Source organism: Pseudomonas sp. R1-6, from assembly GCF_051132115.1.
Lineage (GTDB): Bacteria > Pseudomonadota > Gammaproteobacteria > Pseudomonadales > Pseudomonadaceae > Aquipseudomonas.
Map to the genome: position 1 here is coordinate 5,453,831 of NZ_CP071662.1, position 14,805 is coordinate 5,468,635.

Below are 14,805 nucleotides of genomic sequence, written 5' to 3' on the forward strand. Positions count from 1 at the left end.
TCGCTGCTATCGCGAGCAAGCTCGCTCCCACAGGGTTTTCGGTGAGGAGCGGGAACCATGGCTGATTCAATCTCACTGAAGAAACTGGTCACCCGCCTGCTGCTGGTAGTGGTGGCCATGTTCATCTTCGGGTTTGCCCTGGTGCCGATCTACGACGTGATGTGCAAGGCGTTCGGCATCAACGGCAAGACCGGTGGGCAGTACGAAGGCGTGCAGACGGTGGACGAATCACGGCAGGTGCGGGTGCAGTTCCTGTCGACCAACGCGGTGGACATGGTCTGGGATTTCTACCCCAAGGGCGATCAATTGGTGGTCAAGCCGGGGGCAGTGAACGAAATGGTGTTCGTCGCCCACAATCCCACCGACCGGCCGATGAGCGCCCAGGCAGTTCCGAGCATCTCGCCGAGCACGGCGGCGGCGTATTTCCACAAGACCGAATGTTTTTGTTTTACCCAGCAAGTGCTGCAACCCGGCGAACGCATCGAGATGCCCATGCGCTTCATCGTCGACCGGGACATGCCCAAGGAAGTGAAGCATCTGACGCTGTCCTACACGCTGTTCGATATCACTGCTCGTCATCCTCCGGTGGCTCTAAACACTGACCGATAGCGTGCCCGATAAGGAGAACAATAAATGGCAACTCATGAGCACTATTACGTTCCGGCCCAGAGCAAATGGCCGATCATCGCCACGGTCGGGATGTTCGTCACGGTGTATGGGCTGGCGACCTGGTTCAACGACCTGAAGGCGGCACGCCCGGACTCCAACGGCCCGCTGATCTTTTTCGTCGGCGGCCTGTTGGTGGCCTACATGTTGTTCGGCTGGTTTGGCGCCGTCATCAAGGAAAGCCGCGCCGGGCTGTACAGCGCGCAGCTCGATCGCTCGTTTCGCTGGGGCATGAGCTGGTTCATCTTTTCCGAAGTGATGTTCTTCGTCGCGTTCTTCGGCGCGCTGTTTTATGTCCGGGTGGTGTCGGCGCCCGGCCTGGCCGGTGAAGGCAGCAAGGGTTTGTCGGAGATGCTGTGGCCGAACTTCGAATATGTCTGGCCGTTGTTGAACAACCCGGATCCCAAACTCTTCCCACCGCCCAAGGACGTGATCAGCCCTTGGGGCTTGCCGCTGCTCAATACCATCCTGCTGGTCAGTTCCAGCGTCACCGTGACCATCGCCCACCACGCCCTGAAAAAAGGCCATCGCGGCGCATTGAAGGTGTGGCTGGCGATCACCGTGCTGCTGGGTTGCGCGTTCCTGGGCTTCCAGGCCGAGGAATACATCCACGCCTATAAAGAGCTGGGCCTGACGTTGGGCTCGGGGATCTACGGCGCGACGTTCTTCATGCTCACCGGTTTCCACGGCGCCCACGTCACCATCGGCACGATCATCCTGTTCGTGATGCTGATGCGCATCATGCGGGGGCACTTCGACAACGAGCATCAGTTCGGCTTCGAGGCCGCGAGCTGGTACTGGCACTTCGTCGATGTGGTGTGGATCGGCTTGTTCTTCTTCGTCTACATACTCTGAGGCAGCCGTTATCAGGGCGACTCTTTACCAAGGAGCATGCGACACCAACTGGCCGCTGAAAAAGCCCCAGGCAATCAAGCCGACGGTCACAGCGGCCAAGGCCACGCGAATTGCCAGGGCGATGACCAGGCGATTGGAATCGCTTTGGTCCTTGACCAGAAAAAACAAGCCGCTGAACAGGCTGGCAACCGTGGCGATCAGCATCAGGGCGATGGCTGCTTTGAGCATTGGAAACACTCCGGGGGGACGCGATGCACGTGAGTATAGCTATCCCGTTCATTAGCCTTAGGGCGGCGCCATGAAAGGCTTCCGGCCGGGCATCGTGCCGTCACTCGTGGTGGCCGTGCTGGTGCCGGTGATGGTGTGCCTGGGGTTCTGGCAAATGAGCCGGGGCGAACAGAAACGTGTGCTCATGGACACTTATGCCGAGCGCCGCGTGGCCAAGCCGATGGACAGCGTCGAGCTTTCGGAAACGACGGATCCGGCCTTTCGTCCGGTCAGCCTGCGTGGCCAATTCGACGCCGATCACAGCCTGCTCCTGGACAACCGCCAGCACGACGGCAAGGTGGGCGTCGAACTGCTGCAGCCGTTCCTCGATCACGCCAGCGGGCTTTGGCTGCTGGTCAATCGTGGCTGGCTGCCCTGGCCGGATCGCCGCACCCCGCCAGTCTTCAGCACACCTGAACAGACTGTCGACCTTCAAGCCTGGGTCTACGTCGCACCCGGCGCCACGTTCCAACTTCACGCCGACCCGGCAAGCGCACCGTGGCCGCGGCTGGTCACCACCATCGAGCCGCAGAAACTCTGGGCAGAACTGGACCGTGGCGGCTTCGCTTACGAACTAAGACAACAAAGCGGCCCCGGCGCCTACCAGACCGATTGGCCGGTGGTTGCCATGGGTCCGGAAAAACACCTCGGCTATGCCGTGCAGTGGTTCGCCATGGCGGCGGCGCTGTTCGGCCTTTTCCTCTATCTCGGATGGCACAACGCAGGGAGACACCATGGGAAGCACCATGAATCCAACCAACACGTCTGAAGCGCCCGATGCACGCAGCCGCCGCAAGGGCCGCGTGCAATTGCTGTTGATTGTGCTGGGCGTGATCGGCCCGATGATCCTCGCCACCGGCATGTACAAATTCCAGTTCTGGGTCCCCGATAGCCGCAGCTACCACGGCGAGTTGATCGGCAACGGCAAGTCTCGCGCCGACATCGGCGTGCAGGCCGACGAGCAGCGCTGGCAGATCCTGGTGACGGCCCCTCAAGAGTGCTCGGTGGACTGCCGTCAGTTGGTCTACCTGGCCCGGCAAGTGCAGATCGGCCTGGGCCGCGAAGCCGGCCGCGCCAGCCATGCCCTGGCCATCGCGCAACCACTGGACAGCGAGTACGACGCCCAGCTGCAGCGCGAATATCCCCAGCTGCAACGCTACCCACTGGATCTGCCTGCCTATCAGAAAGGCGCCCAGGGTTCCGGCGGCGCCCAGCTGTGGATCATCGATCCCCACAGCAACCTGGTGCTGCGCTACGACGCCCGGGTCAAGGGCAAGGATTTGCTCAACGACCTGCGGCACCTGCTGAAACTGTCGAACATCGGATGAGGACATCGACATGGCCAAGCCTGGATTTCGCCTCGCGCTGTTCGCCACGTTGCTGGCATTGATTGTCGTACTGTTAGGCGCCTACACCCGCCTGACTCACGCCGGCCTCGGTTGCCCCGACTGGCCAGGTTGCTACGGATTCATCAGCGTACCCAAGGGCGAAGCCCAACTGGCCCATGCCGAATTGCATTTCCCCGACGCCCCGGTTGAGGCCCATAAAGGCTGGAACGAGATGGTCCACCGGTATTTCGCCGGTGCCTTGGCGCTGATGATTGCCGCGCTGGCCGCCCGGGCCTGGACGAACCGTCGTCACCCTGGCTTGCCATTGAAATTGCCACTGTTTCTCCTCGCCGTTGTGTTCGCGCAAGCGGCGTTCGGCATGTGGACCGTGACGTTGAAGCTCTGGCCGCAAGTGGTCACCGGTCATCTGCTGGGCGGGTTCGCGACGTTGAGCCTGCTGTTTCTGCTCACGCTGAGATTGTCCGGCGTGTTGCCGGCGCTGACCGTGCCCAAGCGCCTGCAACATTGGGCCACGGCCGGGCTGCTGCTGGTGATCGGCCAGATCGCCTTGGGCGGCTGGGTCAGTTCCAACTACGCCGCGGTGGCCTGCATCGACTTCCCCACCTGCCATGGTGAATGGATGCCGCCCGCCGATTTCGCCAACGGCTTTCACCTGACCCAGCACATCGGCCCGAACTACCTGGGCGGGCAACTGGACAGCGACGCCCGTACCGCCATCCATGTGACCCATCGCATCGGCGCGTTACTGGTGACTGTGGTGCTGCTTGGGCTGGCTTGGCAACTGAAGACGGTGGGCATGACCCGACTGGCGGGGCTGGTCCTCACCGCGCTGGTCGCGCAAATTACATTAGGTATAAGCAACGTCGTGTTTCATCTGCCGCTGCCGGTGGCCGTGGCCCACAACGCCGGGGGCGCCGCCCTGCTGCTGACCCTGGTGCTGGTCAATTATCACGCCCGCACCAGCCTGGTCCGGGTACGGCACCACGCCCCGCTGCGCTGGCGCTTCAATCCGCCCGAACACGGCGTCGCCCCCATTACGATTAAAGGAGAGATGCCATGGCAACCTTGACCGGTGAACGCCACAGCCAGGCGATCTGGCGCGATTACCTGGAGCTGACCAAGCCCAAAGTGGTGGTATTGATGCTGATCACCTCGCTGGTCGGCATGTTTCTCGCGACCCGCGCCGGAGTGCCGTGGACGGTCCTTGTATTCGGCAACCTGGGCATCGCGCTGTGCGCAGGTGGCGCGGCCGCGGTGAACCACGTGGTGGATCGGCGTATCGACGCGGTGATGGCCCGCACCCATAAGCGGCCGCTGGCCGAAGGGCGGGTCTCGCCCGCCGCTGCACTGACTTTCGCCCTGGCGCTGGCCGTCGCCGGGCAAGCCATGTTGCTGATCTTTACCAACCCACTGACCGCCTGGCTGACCCTCGCCTCGCTCCTCGGTTACGCCGTGATCTACACCGGCTTCCTCAAGCGGGCAACGCCGCAGAACATCGTCATCGGCGGCCTCGCCGGCGCCGCTCCGCCGCTGCTGGGCTGGGTGGCGGCCACCGGACACGTCAGCGCCGAACCGCTGTTGCTGGTGTTGATCATCTTCGCCTGGACACCGCCGCACTTCTGGGCCCTGGCGATTCATCGCAAGGAGGAATACGCCAAGGCCGACATTCCGATGCTGCCGGTGACCCACGGCGAGCACTACACCAAGATCCACATCCTGCTGTACACCTTGGTGCTGCTGGCGGTGAGCATGATGCCATTCGTGATCCAGATGAGCGGCTTGATCTACCTGGTTTGTGCGCTCGTGCTGGGTGCCCGGTTTCTGCAATGGGCCGTGGTGTTGTACCGTGGCAGTCGGCCGCACGCGGCGATCAATACGTTCAAGTACTCTATCTGGTACTTGTTCCTGCTGTTCATCGCCCTGCTCGTTGATCACTACTTACTGTTGAGCCTATGACTCGAACCCAGAAAACCGTCTTCATCCTCGCGGCCGTGATCGCACTGATCCTCGGCCTGACCATCAACAAGGTGCTGTCCAGCAAAGGCCAGGGTGACCCGACCGCATTGATCGACGCCGGCATCATCCTGCTGCCACAAAGCCGCAACCTGCCGGACGTGAAAATGACCGACCAGGACGGCCAGCCCGTGGCGATGGATGGGCTGAAAGACAAGTGGAGCCTGCTGTTCTTCGGCTACACCTTCTGCCCGGACATCTGCCCAACCACTCTCGCCCAACTGCGCCAGATCAAAAGCGAACTGCCGCCCGAGGCTGTGGCCAAGTTGCAGGTCGTTTTGGTAAGCGTCGACCCGAACCGCGACACCCCCAAGCAACTCAAGCAATACCTGGGTTACTTCGATCCGCAATTCAAAGGCTTGACCGCTTCATCGGTGGAAGACCTGCAGAAACTGGCGAATGCGGTGAGCATCCCGTTCATCCCGGCGGACACCAGCAAACCCAACTACACCGTCGATCACAGCGGCAACCTTGCCGTAATTGGACCGGACGGCAAGCAACGCGGGTTTATTCGGGCGCCGTTGAATAATCAGAAATTGGTGGCGCAGTTGCCGGAGATGCTTAAGCGCAAATGAAGCCAAGGCGAGGCCACTTGCTTCCTGATAATGCATCTCCCCGTGGCGAGGGAGCTTGCTCCCGCTCGGTTGCGCAGCGACCGCAAAACCGGACGATGCGGTTGCCTGAGGGAATGCAGGGGCCTGCTGCGCAGGCCAGCGGGAGCAAGCTCCCTCGCCACAGGGGTTAGTGTCGATCCGAACATCCAGCCCAACGCCACGTACTGTGGGAGCGGGCTTGCTCGCGAAAGCGGCGGGTCAGCTTGCATCAATATTGAATGTGGACACCCTCTTCGCGAGCAAGCTCGCTCCCACACCAGGCGGCGGTGAACACGGTATCTGCAACAGCCTCAATCCCCTGTGGGAGCGAGCCTGCTCGCGATGACGCCAGCCCAGACACCGCCCGTGGCGAGGGAGCTTGCTCCCGCTCGGCCGGTCAGACGTCTCGAGCGCAGCAGTCGCAAAACCAGACGATGCGGTTTACCTGAAGAAATGCCGAAATCTGTGGGAGCAAAGCTTGCTCGCGATTGGGGCAGGTCTGTCGATACAGGTTTGGCTGGTCTCCACTATCCGAGCAAGCTTTGCTCCCATGGATGTCGCCAGGGACGCTCCACGTTCCGCTTCTGATCAGAAATCAATAGTCCCCGAAAACTTCACCAAGCGCGGATCACCCTGCGAAAGATAGCCGCCGTTCGCCGAGGCCCAGTAGTTCTTGTCGGTAATGTTTTCCACATTGACGCGCAACGTCAGGTCTTTCTCTACGAATTTCATCTTATAACGTGCGCCCGCGTCGAACCGGTTCCAGGTCGGCAAGCTCAAGTTGTTAGCCTGATCCGCGTACTGCCCGCCCGTGCGCAACATCCTCGCGCTGAGCGCGGCGCCTTCGAGGCCTGGGACATCCCAATCCACGCTGGCATTGAGCTGGAACGTTGGCACGCCAATGGCGTGGTTGCCATCGTTGAAACCGCCAGCGGTGTTTTTGAGTTCGGACGTCATTCGGGTGCCGCCGGCCATCAACCGGAGACCTTCGATGGGCTCGCCGAATACGCTGATCTCCAGCCCTTTGTTGACCTGCTCACCGTCACGCACATAGAGGTTCTGCGCGTTGTCGACGTAGCCATCGGAAGGTTTCTCGATACGGAAAACACCCACGTTGGCACCGAAGGTTTGCATGTCCAGCTTGATGCCCGCTTCCAACTGTTTTGTGCGGCCCGGGGGAAAGGCTTGGCCCAGGTTGGTGATGCCTGAACCGGACGCCACTGGCCCTTTTGCAAGGCCTTCGATTCGGTTGGCGTAGAGCGACACGCTCTCCACAGGCTTGTAGACAATGCCGTAGACAGGCGTGGTAACGGCTTCATCGTAGAGCGTGCTACGGCTGCCGTCGTTTGCTGGATTGGCTACACCGTTTGAGGTGGTGCCATCGTACTTATAGTTTTCGACACGCAACTGCTGACGACGGACACCATAAGTGACCAGCAATTTGTCATCGAACAAGCCCAACGTGTCGGAAATCGCTAGGCTACGGTTGCGGGTTTTGCCGGTCACCCCGGGATCGCCCATTTCACCGCCGGTGCTGGACACCGCGGTCGGCTTGGGTAGCGTTGGGGTGTCGTAGAGATTGCTGTTGCCGGTAACGGGACGATAGAAAGTGTAGGCGTTTTCCTGCTCGGTCCAGATCGTTGAGCCGCCGATCGCAACCTGGTGGGAAACAGGTCCCGTGTTGAAGCGCCCGTTCAGCCCGCCACTAAACGATGTGTTGTCTTCGTTGTGTGGAATTTCTGAGCCACCGATCGTCGCGACACCGTTATTGCCGACCAGCGTCGGTGTGGCGTATACCCCAGTTTCTCGGGTGTGCTTTACACCGCCAGCCAGGTAGGCGGTCCAGTTTTCGTTCAAGTCCCAATCGCCACGAACCATGCCGAAGGTGTCTTCGGTTTCGGAGTAAGTCCAGTCCTGTCCATAATTGTGACTCGCATCCGGAGCCGTGGGAATGCGCGTGGCGTTGCCGATGTTCACAGAGTTACGCAGTCCGTTGATACGCTGTTTCTGGTACCCGAAATCGGTGGAAACGCGGAAGTCATCACCTCGATAGTCCAAGCCAGCAACGAACAACTTTGTGCGCTGATCCTGGTTGTCGATCGCTGTTTCACCTTCGCGCTGGCTCAGGTTCAACCTGGCGCCAAACCGATTGTCCTCGCCGAACCGCTGCCCGATATCCAAATGCTCGCCCATGCGGCCATCGGTGCTGATGTCCTGCGTATAGCGACGAGTCGGGACATCCTCCGCGCGCTTGGGCTGCAAATTGACACCGCCCCCAAGACCCGAACCCGTCGGGCTGACGCCGTTGATGAACGCGTTGGGCCCCTTGAACACCTCGACGCGCTCGATCGCATCCGTCGACAGAATTTGGCGCGGTAAAACGCCGTACAGCCCGTTGTAGGAAATGTCGTCGCTGGCAAGCGGCAGGCCTCGAATCACGAACACTTGGGATTGGTTACCAAACCCATAGGACTGACGCACCGACGGATCATTGAGCAGCACATCACCCACGTCTTCCGCTTGCTGATCTTCAATCAACTGCGAGGTGTAACTGGTCATCACGAACGGGACATCCATGTTGTCCTGATTGCCCAGCACCCCCATCTGGCCTCCCCTCGCCACCTGCCCCCCCGCATAGGGCGCCGATAGCGTGTTGGAATTGGTTTTAATCGCATCGGCAGTAACGTCGGTCACGCCCAATTCAATAGGCGCTGCCGCCTGGGCAAGAAAACTGACTGAGCAGCACGCAGCGAGCAACGTAAGGCGAGATGGAAATAGCATGAGTGAGTACCTGCGGGGAAACGGCCAATGCCGCTAATGCTAATGATTCGCAGATAGATTATCCATACCAACGGGCATGTTGCTATAAAGATCCGGAAGCGGTTCTGTCGGCATCAAGCGCCTTAATCGCCACAGGGACTGGCTACCAGGAAGGGGAAATTTGCTCTCACTTCCACACGAGGGGGGATGTGTCGAACCGAACACCGAGCCCAACGCCGCCCACTGTGGGAGCAAGCCCGCAAAAAGCGCCGACCGCTGTCGCTCGGCGCAACTGCGACATGACGTTCCCCGCCGTAATCACCGCTACGGGCGACATTGGGCAGTTGCTCGCGGCCAGCGCCTCTGCGACCCAGGTATTGCAGGTATAAAACAGCGAATAGTGACCCTCGGCCTGGTAGAACCGGCTCTCTCCATACAGGCCAGGCCCGAGCACCACCAAGGTGCCCGTCGCTGAGCGGGTGAAGGTCCCGGCCACGAACGCTAGCAGTCGTCGGTAGCCGTCCTCCGTCACCCGCACCTCGATGACCTCGCTTGCGGCGAAACGCCGCCTCGGGTCCCCGTCAATCTTGACCGCATGCAGCACGGTTGCCGTCGACCCGAACAAGGCTCCCAGGGCGAGGCTCAAGGTGGCTTGTGGGGCTCGGTAGAAATCCTCGTCACCCCAGCCGAACTCAACGAAGTCGCCTTCGCTGAATGCTTCGACCAGTGCGGGAAGCACTTGAAGCAGATCGGAGCGTGCAATCACCAACCCAGTATGCAGGCCATGATTCACCACATAGAAGGACCGCCAACCGCCACCCTCGCCCCTCGGCGGGTCCGACGCGCTAGCGCAGCCGAACAGCGTGAGGACCAGGGCCAACACTGCAATGCGCATACACAGGGACCACTTAAGGGAACGGATTTATTACCTGATATTAATCCATCCGCCATCCCCCCTCAGCTAACCTCCTCAAACCGCCGCCGCTTCATGAACAATCCCATCCCTATCACCACGGCAAAAACCGACAGCAACCCCAGATCAAACCCCAACACACGAGTCTGACCTGCCACAAAGCAGCCAACCACACCCGCCGCCACCAACACCACGCCTAGCCACTTGCGCAGCAGATACGGTTTGAGGAATCGATCAAGCAGAAAGGACAACACCAAGGCAATGACCAATTGAGTAATTTCGGACATGTATGTCTCCGGTCAGGTCTTGGTGATCAGTATCGAGAGGGTGCGTTGGGGGCCGATGCTGAAGCGGTGAAAGCCTGTCAGTAAGCAGCCAGACAGATCGTGTTGGCTGCTTGATGGGCTGGTATTGAGAACGCGGTAGGCTTTTTTGTGAGTGCTGCGCACTGGAGCGCCAGCCCAGTCAAGCGGGAGCAAGCTCCCTCGCCACAAAAGCAGTTTTGTGTGGATTCAGGAATGGCGATCCAGCTTCCTCAGGAACACAGCCATTTCTTTTTCAGCCTGTTTGTCACCGTGGGCGCGGGCGGCTTCCAGGCCTTGTTCCCAGGCTTGCCGGGCCGCCGCAGCATCGCCTTGGCCCTGATGAGCCTTGCCCAGTAGTTTCCACGCCGCCGAATACTTGGGGTCGAATTCGACGCAGCGTTGGAGGTGTTCGGCGGCGCGGGGGAATTCGCCTAGGTCGAGGTAGCCTTTGCCGAGGCCGAAGCGCAGGAGGGCGTTGTCCATGCCCTTGGCGAGCATTTTTTCCAGGGAGTCGAGCATGGGGCGTCCTTATCTGTTGTGTCAGTGATGGATCTGCTGGGAGTTAGATAGCTGTCGCGAGCAAGCTCGCTCCCACAGTGGATCTCGGTCGATCACAATATTTGTGAACGACAGCGAGCCTTTGTGGGAGCGAGCTTGCTCGCGATGAGGCCATGACTGCCACTGCACAGCCTGGATCAGAAGAAGCTCAACCCCACATGGAACAGCTTCTCCACATCACGAATGTGCTTCTTATCCACCAGGAACAGGATCACATGGTCGCCGGTCTGGATCACGGTGTCGTCGTGGGCGATGAGCACTTCTTCGTCGCGGATGATGGCGCCGATGGTGGTGCCGGGCGGTAGGCCGATGTCGCGGATGGCTTTGCCGATGACTTTGCTGGATTTGGCGTCGCCGTGGGCGATGGCTTCGATGGCTTCGGCCGCGCCGCGGCGCAGGGAGTGGACGCTGACGATGTCGCCGCGGCGTACGTGGGCCAGCAAGGTGCCGATGGTTGCCAGTTGCGGGCTGATGGCGATGTCGATGTCGCCGCCCTGGATCAGGTCGACGTAGGCCGGGTTGTTGATGATGGTCATGACCTTCCTGGCCCCCAGGCGCTTGGCCAGGAGCGAGGACATGATGTTGGCTTCGTCGTCGTTGGTCAGGGCCAGGAAGATGTCGGCGTCGGCGATGTTTTCTTCCAGCAGCAGGTCGCGGTCGGAGGCGCTGCCCTGCAGCACCACGGTGCTGTCGAGGGTGTCGGAGAGGTAGCGGCAGCGTGCCGGGTTCATCTCGATGATCTTGACCTGGTAGCGGCTTTCGATGGCTTCGGCCAGGCGTTCGCCGATCTGGCCGCCGCCGGCGATGACGATGCGTTTGTAGTTTTCGTCGAGGCGGCGCATTTCGCTCATGACCGCGCGAATATTCGCTTTGGCGGCGATGAAGAAGACTTCGTCATCGGCTTCGATCACGGTGTCGCCCTGGGGCAGGATCGGCCGGTCACGGCGGAAAATCGCTGCCACGCGGGTCTCGACATTGGGCATGTGCTCGCGCAATTGGCGCAGTTGCTGGCCCACCAGCGGTCCGCCGTAGTAGGCCTTGACCGCCACCAGTTGCGCCTTGCTCTCGGCAAAATCGATCACTTGCAGGGCGCCGGGGTGTTCGATCAGGCGCTTGATGTAGTTGGTCACCACCTGCTCGGGGCTGATCAGCACGTCCACCGGGATCGCTTCGTTGTCGAACAGGTCGGCGCGGGTCAGGTAGGCCCCTTCGCGAACCCGGGCGATTTTGGTCGGGGTGTGAAACAACGTGTGGGCGACCTGGCAGGCGACCATGTTGGTTTCGTCGCTGTTGGTCACCGCCACCAGCATGTCGGCGTCGTCGGCGCCGGCCTGGCGCAATACCGTCGGCAGGGAGCCGCGCCCTTGTACCGTACGAATGTCGAGACGGTCGCCGAGGTCGCGCAGGCGTTCGCCGTCGGTGTCGACCACGGTGATGTCGTTGGCCTCGCTGGCGAGGTGTTCCGCCAGCGAACCGCCAACCTGCCCTGCACCCAGGATGATGATTTTCATCCAGTCACTCCTATCGAATCGGTTTTAACCGCGTGCGGCGGCGATTTTGATCAGCTTGGCGTAATAGAACCCGTCGTGCCCGCCTTCCTGGGCCAACAACTGCCGGCCATGGGGCTGCTTGATGCCAGCCTGGGTGGCAATGTCCAGCTCACGGGCACCCGGCGTGCGAGCGAGGAATGCTTCGATCACTTCGGTGTTTTCCGTCGGCAAAGTCGAGCAGGTGGCGTAGAGCAGCATGCCGCCCACGTCCAGGGTCGACCACATGGCATCAAGCAGTTCGCCTTGCAACACGGCCAATGCGGCAATGTCGTCCGGCTGCCGGGTGAGCTTGATGTCCGGATGGCGACGGATCACGCCGGTGGCCGAGCAAGGCGCGTCCAACAGGATGCGCTGGAACGGCTTGCCGTCCCACCACGCAGCCGTGTCGCGACCGTCGGCGGCGAATAGTTCGGCGTCCAGGCCCAGGCGCTCAAGGTTTTCCTTCACTCGCACCAGGCGCTTGGCTTCCAGGTCCACGGCCACCACGCCGGCCAGTTTCGGCTCGGCCTCGAGGATGTGACAAGTCTTGCCACCCGGCGCGCAACAGGCGTCCAGCACCCGTTGGCCGGGCGCCAGCTCCAGCAGGTCGGCGGCCAATTGCGCGGCTTCGTCCTGGACGCTGATCCAGCCCTCGGCGAAGCCCGGCAGTGCACGCACATCGCCCGGGGTTTCCAGGACGATGCCGTCGCGGCTGTACTGGCACGGGATGGCCGGGATGCCCGCCTCGCCCAGCAACGCAAGGTAGGCATCGCGGGTATGGTGGCGACGGTTGACCCGCAGGATCATCGGCGGGTGGGCATTGTTCGCCGCGCAGATGGCTTCCCATTGCTCGGGCCAGAAGGCCTTGAGGGATTTCTGCAACCAGCGCGGGTGGGCGGTGCGCACCACCGGGTCGTGTTCCAGTTCACCCAGCAGAGTTTCGCTTTCCCGTTGGGCGCGGCGCAGCACGGCATTGAGCAGGGCCTTGGCCCAGGGCTTTTTCAGCTTGTCGGCGCAGCCCACGGTTTCGCCGATGGCGGCGTGGGCGGGGACGCGGGTGTAGAGCAGTTGATAGAGCCCCACCAGCAGCAGCGCTTCGACGTCGGCATCGGCGGCCTTGAACGGTTTCTGCAACAGCTTCGCCGCGAGGGCCGAGAGGCGCGGTTGCCAACGGGCGGTGCCGAACGCCAGGTCCTGGGTGAAGCCGCGATCGCGATCTTCGACCTTGTCCAGTTGGGTCGGCAGGGAACTGTTCAGCGAGGCTTTCCCGCTGAGTACCGCGGCAAGTGCCTTGGCGGCGGCCAGACGCGGGTTCATGAAGCGTCCGCCACTTGGCCGAGGACGGTGCCGACGGCAAATTTCTCACGACGGCTGTTGAACAAGTCGCTGAAGCCCAGCGCCTTGCCGCCGGGCAATTGCAGACGTGTCAGACACAATGCTTGATCGCCACACGCGACAACGAGGCCGTCCTTGCTGGCACTGAGGATTTCTCCCGGTGCGCCCTTCCCTTCGGCGCAACTGGCCGCCAGCACTTTCAGGGCTTCGCCGTTCAGGATGCTGTGGCAGATCGGCCAAGGGTTGAAGGCGCGCACCAGGCGTTCCAACTCAACGGCCGGGCGGCTCCAGTCGATGCGGGCTTCGTCCTTGTTCAGTTTGTGCGCGTAGGTGGCGAGGCTGTCATCCTGCACTTCGCCTTCCAGCGTGCCGGCGGCCAGGCCGGCAATGGCCTGGACCACTGCTGGCGGGCCGATCAGCGCGAGGCGGTCGTGCAGGCTGCCACCGGTGTCTTCGGCGCCAATGGGGGTGCTGACCTTGAGCAGCATCGGCCCGGTGTCCAGGCCTGCTTCCATGCGCATGACGGTCACGCCGCTCTCGGCATCGCCCGCCTGCACGGCGCGCTGGATCGGCGCGGCACCGCGCCAGCGCGGCAGCAGCGAGGCGTGGCTGTTTATGCAACCCAAGCGCGGGATATCCAGCACCACTTGCGGCAGGATCAGGCCGTAGGCAACCACCACCATCAAATCCGGCTCCAGCGCCGCCAGTTCTGCTTGGGCCTGGGCATCGCGCAGGGTCGGCGGTTGCAGGACTTGCAAGCCGTGCTCCAAGGCAAGCTGCTTGACCGGGCTGGGCATCAGTTTCTGTCCGCGACCGGCAGGACGATCCGGCTGGGTATAGACCGCGACGATTTCATGGGGGCTGGCCAGCAGGGCCTTGAGGTGTTCGGCGGCAAATTCGGGAGTGCCGGCAAAGACGATGCGCAGTGGCTCAGTCATGGGAAGCTCTCAGTTACAAAGCAGTCGCAAAAAGAAAAAGGCTTGCCGCGGCAAGCCTTTGAAGAGGGGCATCAAGCGTTCTGGCGATGGATCTTCTCCAGTTTTTTCTTGATCCGGTCACGCTTGAGATTAGACAGGTAATCGACGAACAGCTTGCCGTTGAGGTGGTCGCATTCATGCTGGATGCACACCGCCAGCAGGCCTTCGGCGATCAACTCGTAAGGCTGGCCGTCGCGGTCCAGGGCTTTGATCTTGACCTTCTGCGGACGGTCGACGTTTTCGTAGAAGCCCGGCACCGAAAGGCAGCCTTCCTGGTACTGCTCCATCTCGTCGGTGAGCGTTTCGAACTCGGGGTTGATGAACACCCGGGGCTCGCTGCGGTCTTCGGAGAGGTCCATGACGACGATACGCTTGTGCACGTTGACCTGGGTCGCGGCGAGGCCGATGCCTGGCGCCTCATACATTGTTTCAAACATGTCATCGACCAGCTGACGCACTTCGTCGTCCACTACAGCCACCGGTTTGGCGATAGTGCGCAGGCGCGGGTCCGGAAATTCGAGAATGTTCAAAATGGCCATAAGCTTGATAAATGCACGTGTGAAGTAAAGTCGGGTGGCTTGCCTGGCGTGTATTGGGATGCAGGCTACCGTTGTAAAACGTTGCTCTTGAAACAGAGCGAGCCACGGGGGCTCTGGCGTTTTACGCGAACGCACATAATAAAGGG

The 14,805-nt window shown here is 61.3% G+C and carries 16 protein-coding genes; 7 read left to right on the forward strand and 9 right to left on the reverse strand.

Annotated elements, in window-relative coordinates:
* The first annotated feature begins 57 nt into the window (after window positions 1–57).
* Both J3P81_RS24410 and J3P81_RS24415 read left to right on the forward strand, forming a co-directional pair.
* Complete coding sequence (locus tag J3P81_RS24410; protein WP_420765981.1) at window positions 58–609, forward strand: cytochrome c oxidase assembly protein; 552 nt, start codon at window positions 58–60, stop codon at window positions 607–609.
* 24 nt (window positions 610–633) lie between these two features.
* Complete coding sequence (locus J3P81_RS24415) at window positions 634–1,521, forward strand: cytochrome c oxidase subunit 3 (protein ID WP_420765982.1); 888 nt, start codon at window positions 634–636, stop codon at window positions 1,519–1,521.
* A gap of 24 nt (window positions 1,522–1,545) precedes the next feature.
* Here J3P81_RS24415 and J3P81_RS24420 read toward each other — a convergent pair whose 3' ends face one another.
* Window positions 1,546–1,749, reverse strand: a complete 204-nt coding sequence (locus J3P81_RS24420; protein WP_420765983.1) for a twin transmembrane helix small protein — start codon at window positions 1,747–1,749, stop codon at window positions 1,546–1,548.
* 70 nt (window positions 1,750–1,819) lie between these two features.
* Between J3P81_RS24420 and J3P81_RS24425 the strand changes: the two genes are divergently transcribed.
* From J3P81_RS24425 to J3P81_RS24445, 5 genes are read left to right on the forward strand one after another with little or no spacing between them, the layout of a single operon-like run.
* Window positions 1,820–2,557 (forward strand): SURF1 family protein, encoded by a 738-nt coding sequence (locus J3P81_RS24425; protein WP_434561398.1) that lies wholly within the window; start codon window positions 1,820–1,822, stop codon window positions 2,555–2,557.
* The gene (locus J3P81_RS24430; protein WP_434561400.1) at window positions 2,523–3,116 is read left to right on the forward strand and encodes a hypothetical protein; all 594 of its coding nucleotides are present in this window, start codon (window positions 2,523–2,525) and stop codon (window positions 3,114–3,116) included. The genes J3P81_RS24425 and J3P81_RS24430 overlap by 35 nt, the downstream gene beginning before the upstream one ends.
* A gap of 10 nt (window positions 3,117–3,126) precedes the next feature.
* Window positions 3,127–4,206 carry a COX15/CtaA family protein gene (locus J3P81_RS24435; RefSeq protein ID WP_434561402.1) on the forward strand — a complete coding sequence of 360 codons (1,080 nt, stop codon included), beginning with the start codon at window positions 3,127–3,129 and terminating at the stop codon, window positions 4,204–4,206.
* Complete coding sequence (gene cyoE / locus J3P81_RS24440; protein WP_434561404.1) at window positions 4,194–5,093, forward strand: heme o synthase; 900 nt, start codon at window positions 4,194–4,196, stop codon at window positions 5,091–5,093. The genes J3P81_RS24435 and cyoE overlap by 13 nt, the downstream gene beginning before the upstream one ends.
* A complete protein-coding gene (locus J3P81_RS24445) occupies window positions 5,090–5,725 on the forward strand; it encodes an SCO family protein (RefSeq protein WP_434561406.1) in 636 nt (211 codons plus the stop codon). The genes cyoE and J3P81_RS24445 overlap by 4 nt, the downstream gene beginning before the upstream one ends.
* 606 nt (window positions 5,726–6,331) lie before the next feature.
* Here J3P81_RS24445 and J3P81_RS24450 read toward each other — a convergent pair.
* The 8 genes from J3P81_RS24450 to def form a co-directional block, all read right to left on the reverse strand.
* Window positions 6,332–8,524, reverse strand: a complete 2,193-nt coding sequence (locus J3P81_RS24450) for a TonB-dependent receptor (RefSeq protein WP_434561408.1) — start codon at window positions 8,522–8,524, stop codon at window positions 6,332–6,334.
* A 166-nt stretch (window positions 8,525–8,690) separates the two neighbouring features.
* Window positions 8,691–9,398 (reverse strand): DUF2459 domain-containing protein, encoded by a 708-nt coding sequence (locus J3P81_RS24455; protein WP_434561410.1) that lies wholly within the window; start codon window positions 9,396–9,398, stop codon window positions 8,691–8,693.
* A 62-nt stretch (window positions 9,399–9,460) separates the two neighbouring features.
* Window positions 9,461–9,703: a hypothetical protein gene (locus J3P81_RS24460; protein WP_434561412.1), complete on the reverse strand. Its 243-nt coding sequence runs from the start codon at window positions 9,701–9,703 to the stop codon at window positions 9,461–9,463.
* Between the two features lie 225 nt (window positions 9,704–9,928).
* Complete coding sequence (locus J3P81_RS24465) at window positions 9,929–10,240, reverse strand: tetratricopeptide repeat protein (protein ID WP_434561414.1); 312 nt, start codon at window positions 10,238–10,240, stop codon at window positions 9,929–9,931.
* Between the two features lie 176 nt (window positions 10,241–10,416).
* Window positions 10,417–11,790, reverse strand: coding sequence for a Trk system potassium transporter TrkA (gene trkA / locus J3P81_RS24470; RefSeq protein ID WP_420765993.1), 1,374 nt, complete (start codon window positions 11,788–11,790; stop codon window positions 10,417–10,419).
* 24 nt (window positions 11,791–11,814) lie between these two features.
* Entirely contained in the window at window positions 11,815–13,125 is a 1,311-nt protein-coding gene (rsmB, locus tag J3P81_RS24475; RefSeq protein ID WP_434561416.1) for a 16S rRNA (cytosine(967)-C(5))-methyltransferase RsmB, read from the reverse strand.
* Window positions 13,122–14,081, reverse strand: a complete 960-nt coding sequence (gene fmt, locus J3P81_RS24480; protein ID WP_434561418.1) for a methionyl-tRNA formyltransferase — start codon at window positions 14,079–14,081, stop codon at window positions 13,122–13,124. Before fmt ends, rsmB begins: the two co-directional genes overlap by 4 nt.
* A 71-nt stretch (window positions 14,082–14,152) precedes the next feature.
* Window positions 14,153–14,659, reverse strand: a complete 507-nt coding sequence (def, locus tag J3P81_RS24485) for a peptide deformylase (protein WP_053126951.1) — start codon at window positions 14,657–14,659, stop codon at window positions 14,153–14,155.
* Window positions 14,660–14,805 lie beyond the last annotated feature (146 nt).

Excerpts from the sequence above, each read along its gene's own strand:
- fmt (WP_434561418.1), bottom strand. The coding sequence starts at position 14,081 with ATGACTGAGCCACTGCGCATCGTCTTTGCCGGCACTCCCGAATTTGCC.
- J3P81_RS24435 (WP_434561402.1), top strand. The coding sequence starts at position 3,127 with ATGGCCAAGCCTGGATTTCGCCTCGCGCTGTTCGCCACGTTGCTGGCA.
- J3P81_RS24430 (WP_434561400.1), top strand. The coding sequence starts at position 2,523 with ATGGGAAGCACCATGAATCCAACCAACACGTCTGAAGCGCCCGATGCA.
- J3P81_RS24425 (WP_434561398.1), top strand. The coding sequence starts at position 1,820 with ATGAAAGGCTTCCGGCCGGGCATCGTGCCGTCACTCGTGGTGGCCGTG.
- J3P81_RS24465 (WP_434561414.1), bottom strand. The coding sequence starts at position 10,240 with ATGCTCGACTCCCTGGAAAAAATGCTCGCCAAGGGCATGGACAACGCC.
- J3P81_RS24460 (WP_434561412.1), bottom strand. The coding sequence starts at position 9,703 with ATGTCCGAAATTACTCAATTGGTCATTGCCTTGGTGTTGTCCTTTCTG.
- J3P81_RS24450 (WP_434561408.1), bottom strand. The coding sequence starts at position 8,524 with ATGCTATTTCCATCTCGCCTTACGTTGCTCGCTGCGTGCTGCTCAGTC.
- J3P81_RS24445 (WP_434561406.1), top strand. The coding sequence starts at position 5,090 with ATGACTCGAACCCAGAAAACCGTCTTCATCCTCGCGGCCGTGATCGCA.
- cyoE (WP_434561404.1), top strand. The coding sequence starts at position 4,194 with ATGGCAACCTTGACCGGTGAACGCCACAGCCAGGCGATCTGGCGCGAT.
- J3P81_RS24420 (WP_420765983.1), bottom strand. The coding sequence starts at position 1,749 with ATGCTCAAAGCAGCCATCGCCCTGATGCTGATCGCCACGGTTGCCAGC.
- J3P81_RS24455 (WP_434561410.1), bottom strand. The coding sequence starts at position 9,398 with ATGCGCATTGCAGTGTTGGCCCTGGTCCTCACGCTGTTCGGCTGCGCT.
- rsmB (WP_434561416.1), bottom strand. The coding sequence starts at position 13,125 with ATGAACCCGCGTCTGGCCGCCGCCAAGGCACTTGCCGCGGTACTCAGC.
- def (WP_053126951.1), bottom strand. The coding sequence starts at position 14,659 with ATGGCCATTTTGAACATTCTCGAATTTCCGGACCCGCGCCTGCGCACT.
- J3P81_RS24415 (WP_420765982.1), top strand. The coding sequence starts at position 634 with ATGGCAACTCATGAGCACTATTACGTTCCGGCCCAGAGCAAATGGCCG.
- trkA (WP_420765993.1), bottom strand. The coding sequence starts at position 11,790 with ATGAAAATCATCATCCTGGGTGCAGGGCAGGTTGGCGGTTCGCTGGCG.
- J3P81_RS24410 (WP_420765981.1), top strand. The coding sequence starts at position 58 with ATGGCTGATTCAATCTCACTGAAGAAACTGGTCACCCGCCTGCTGCTG.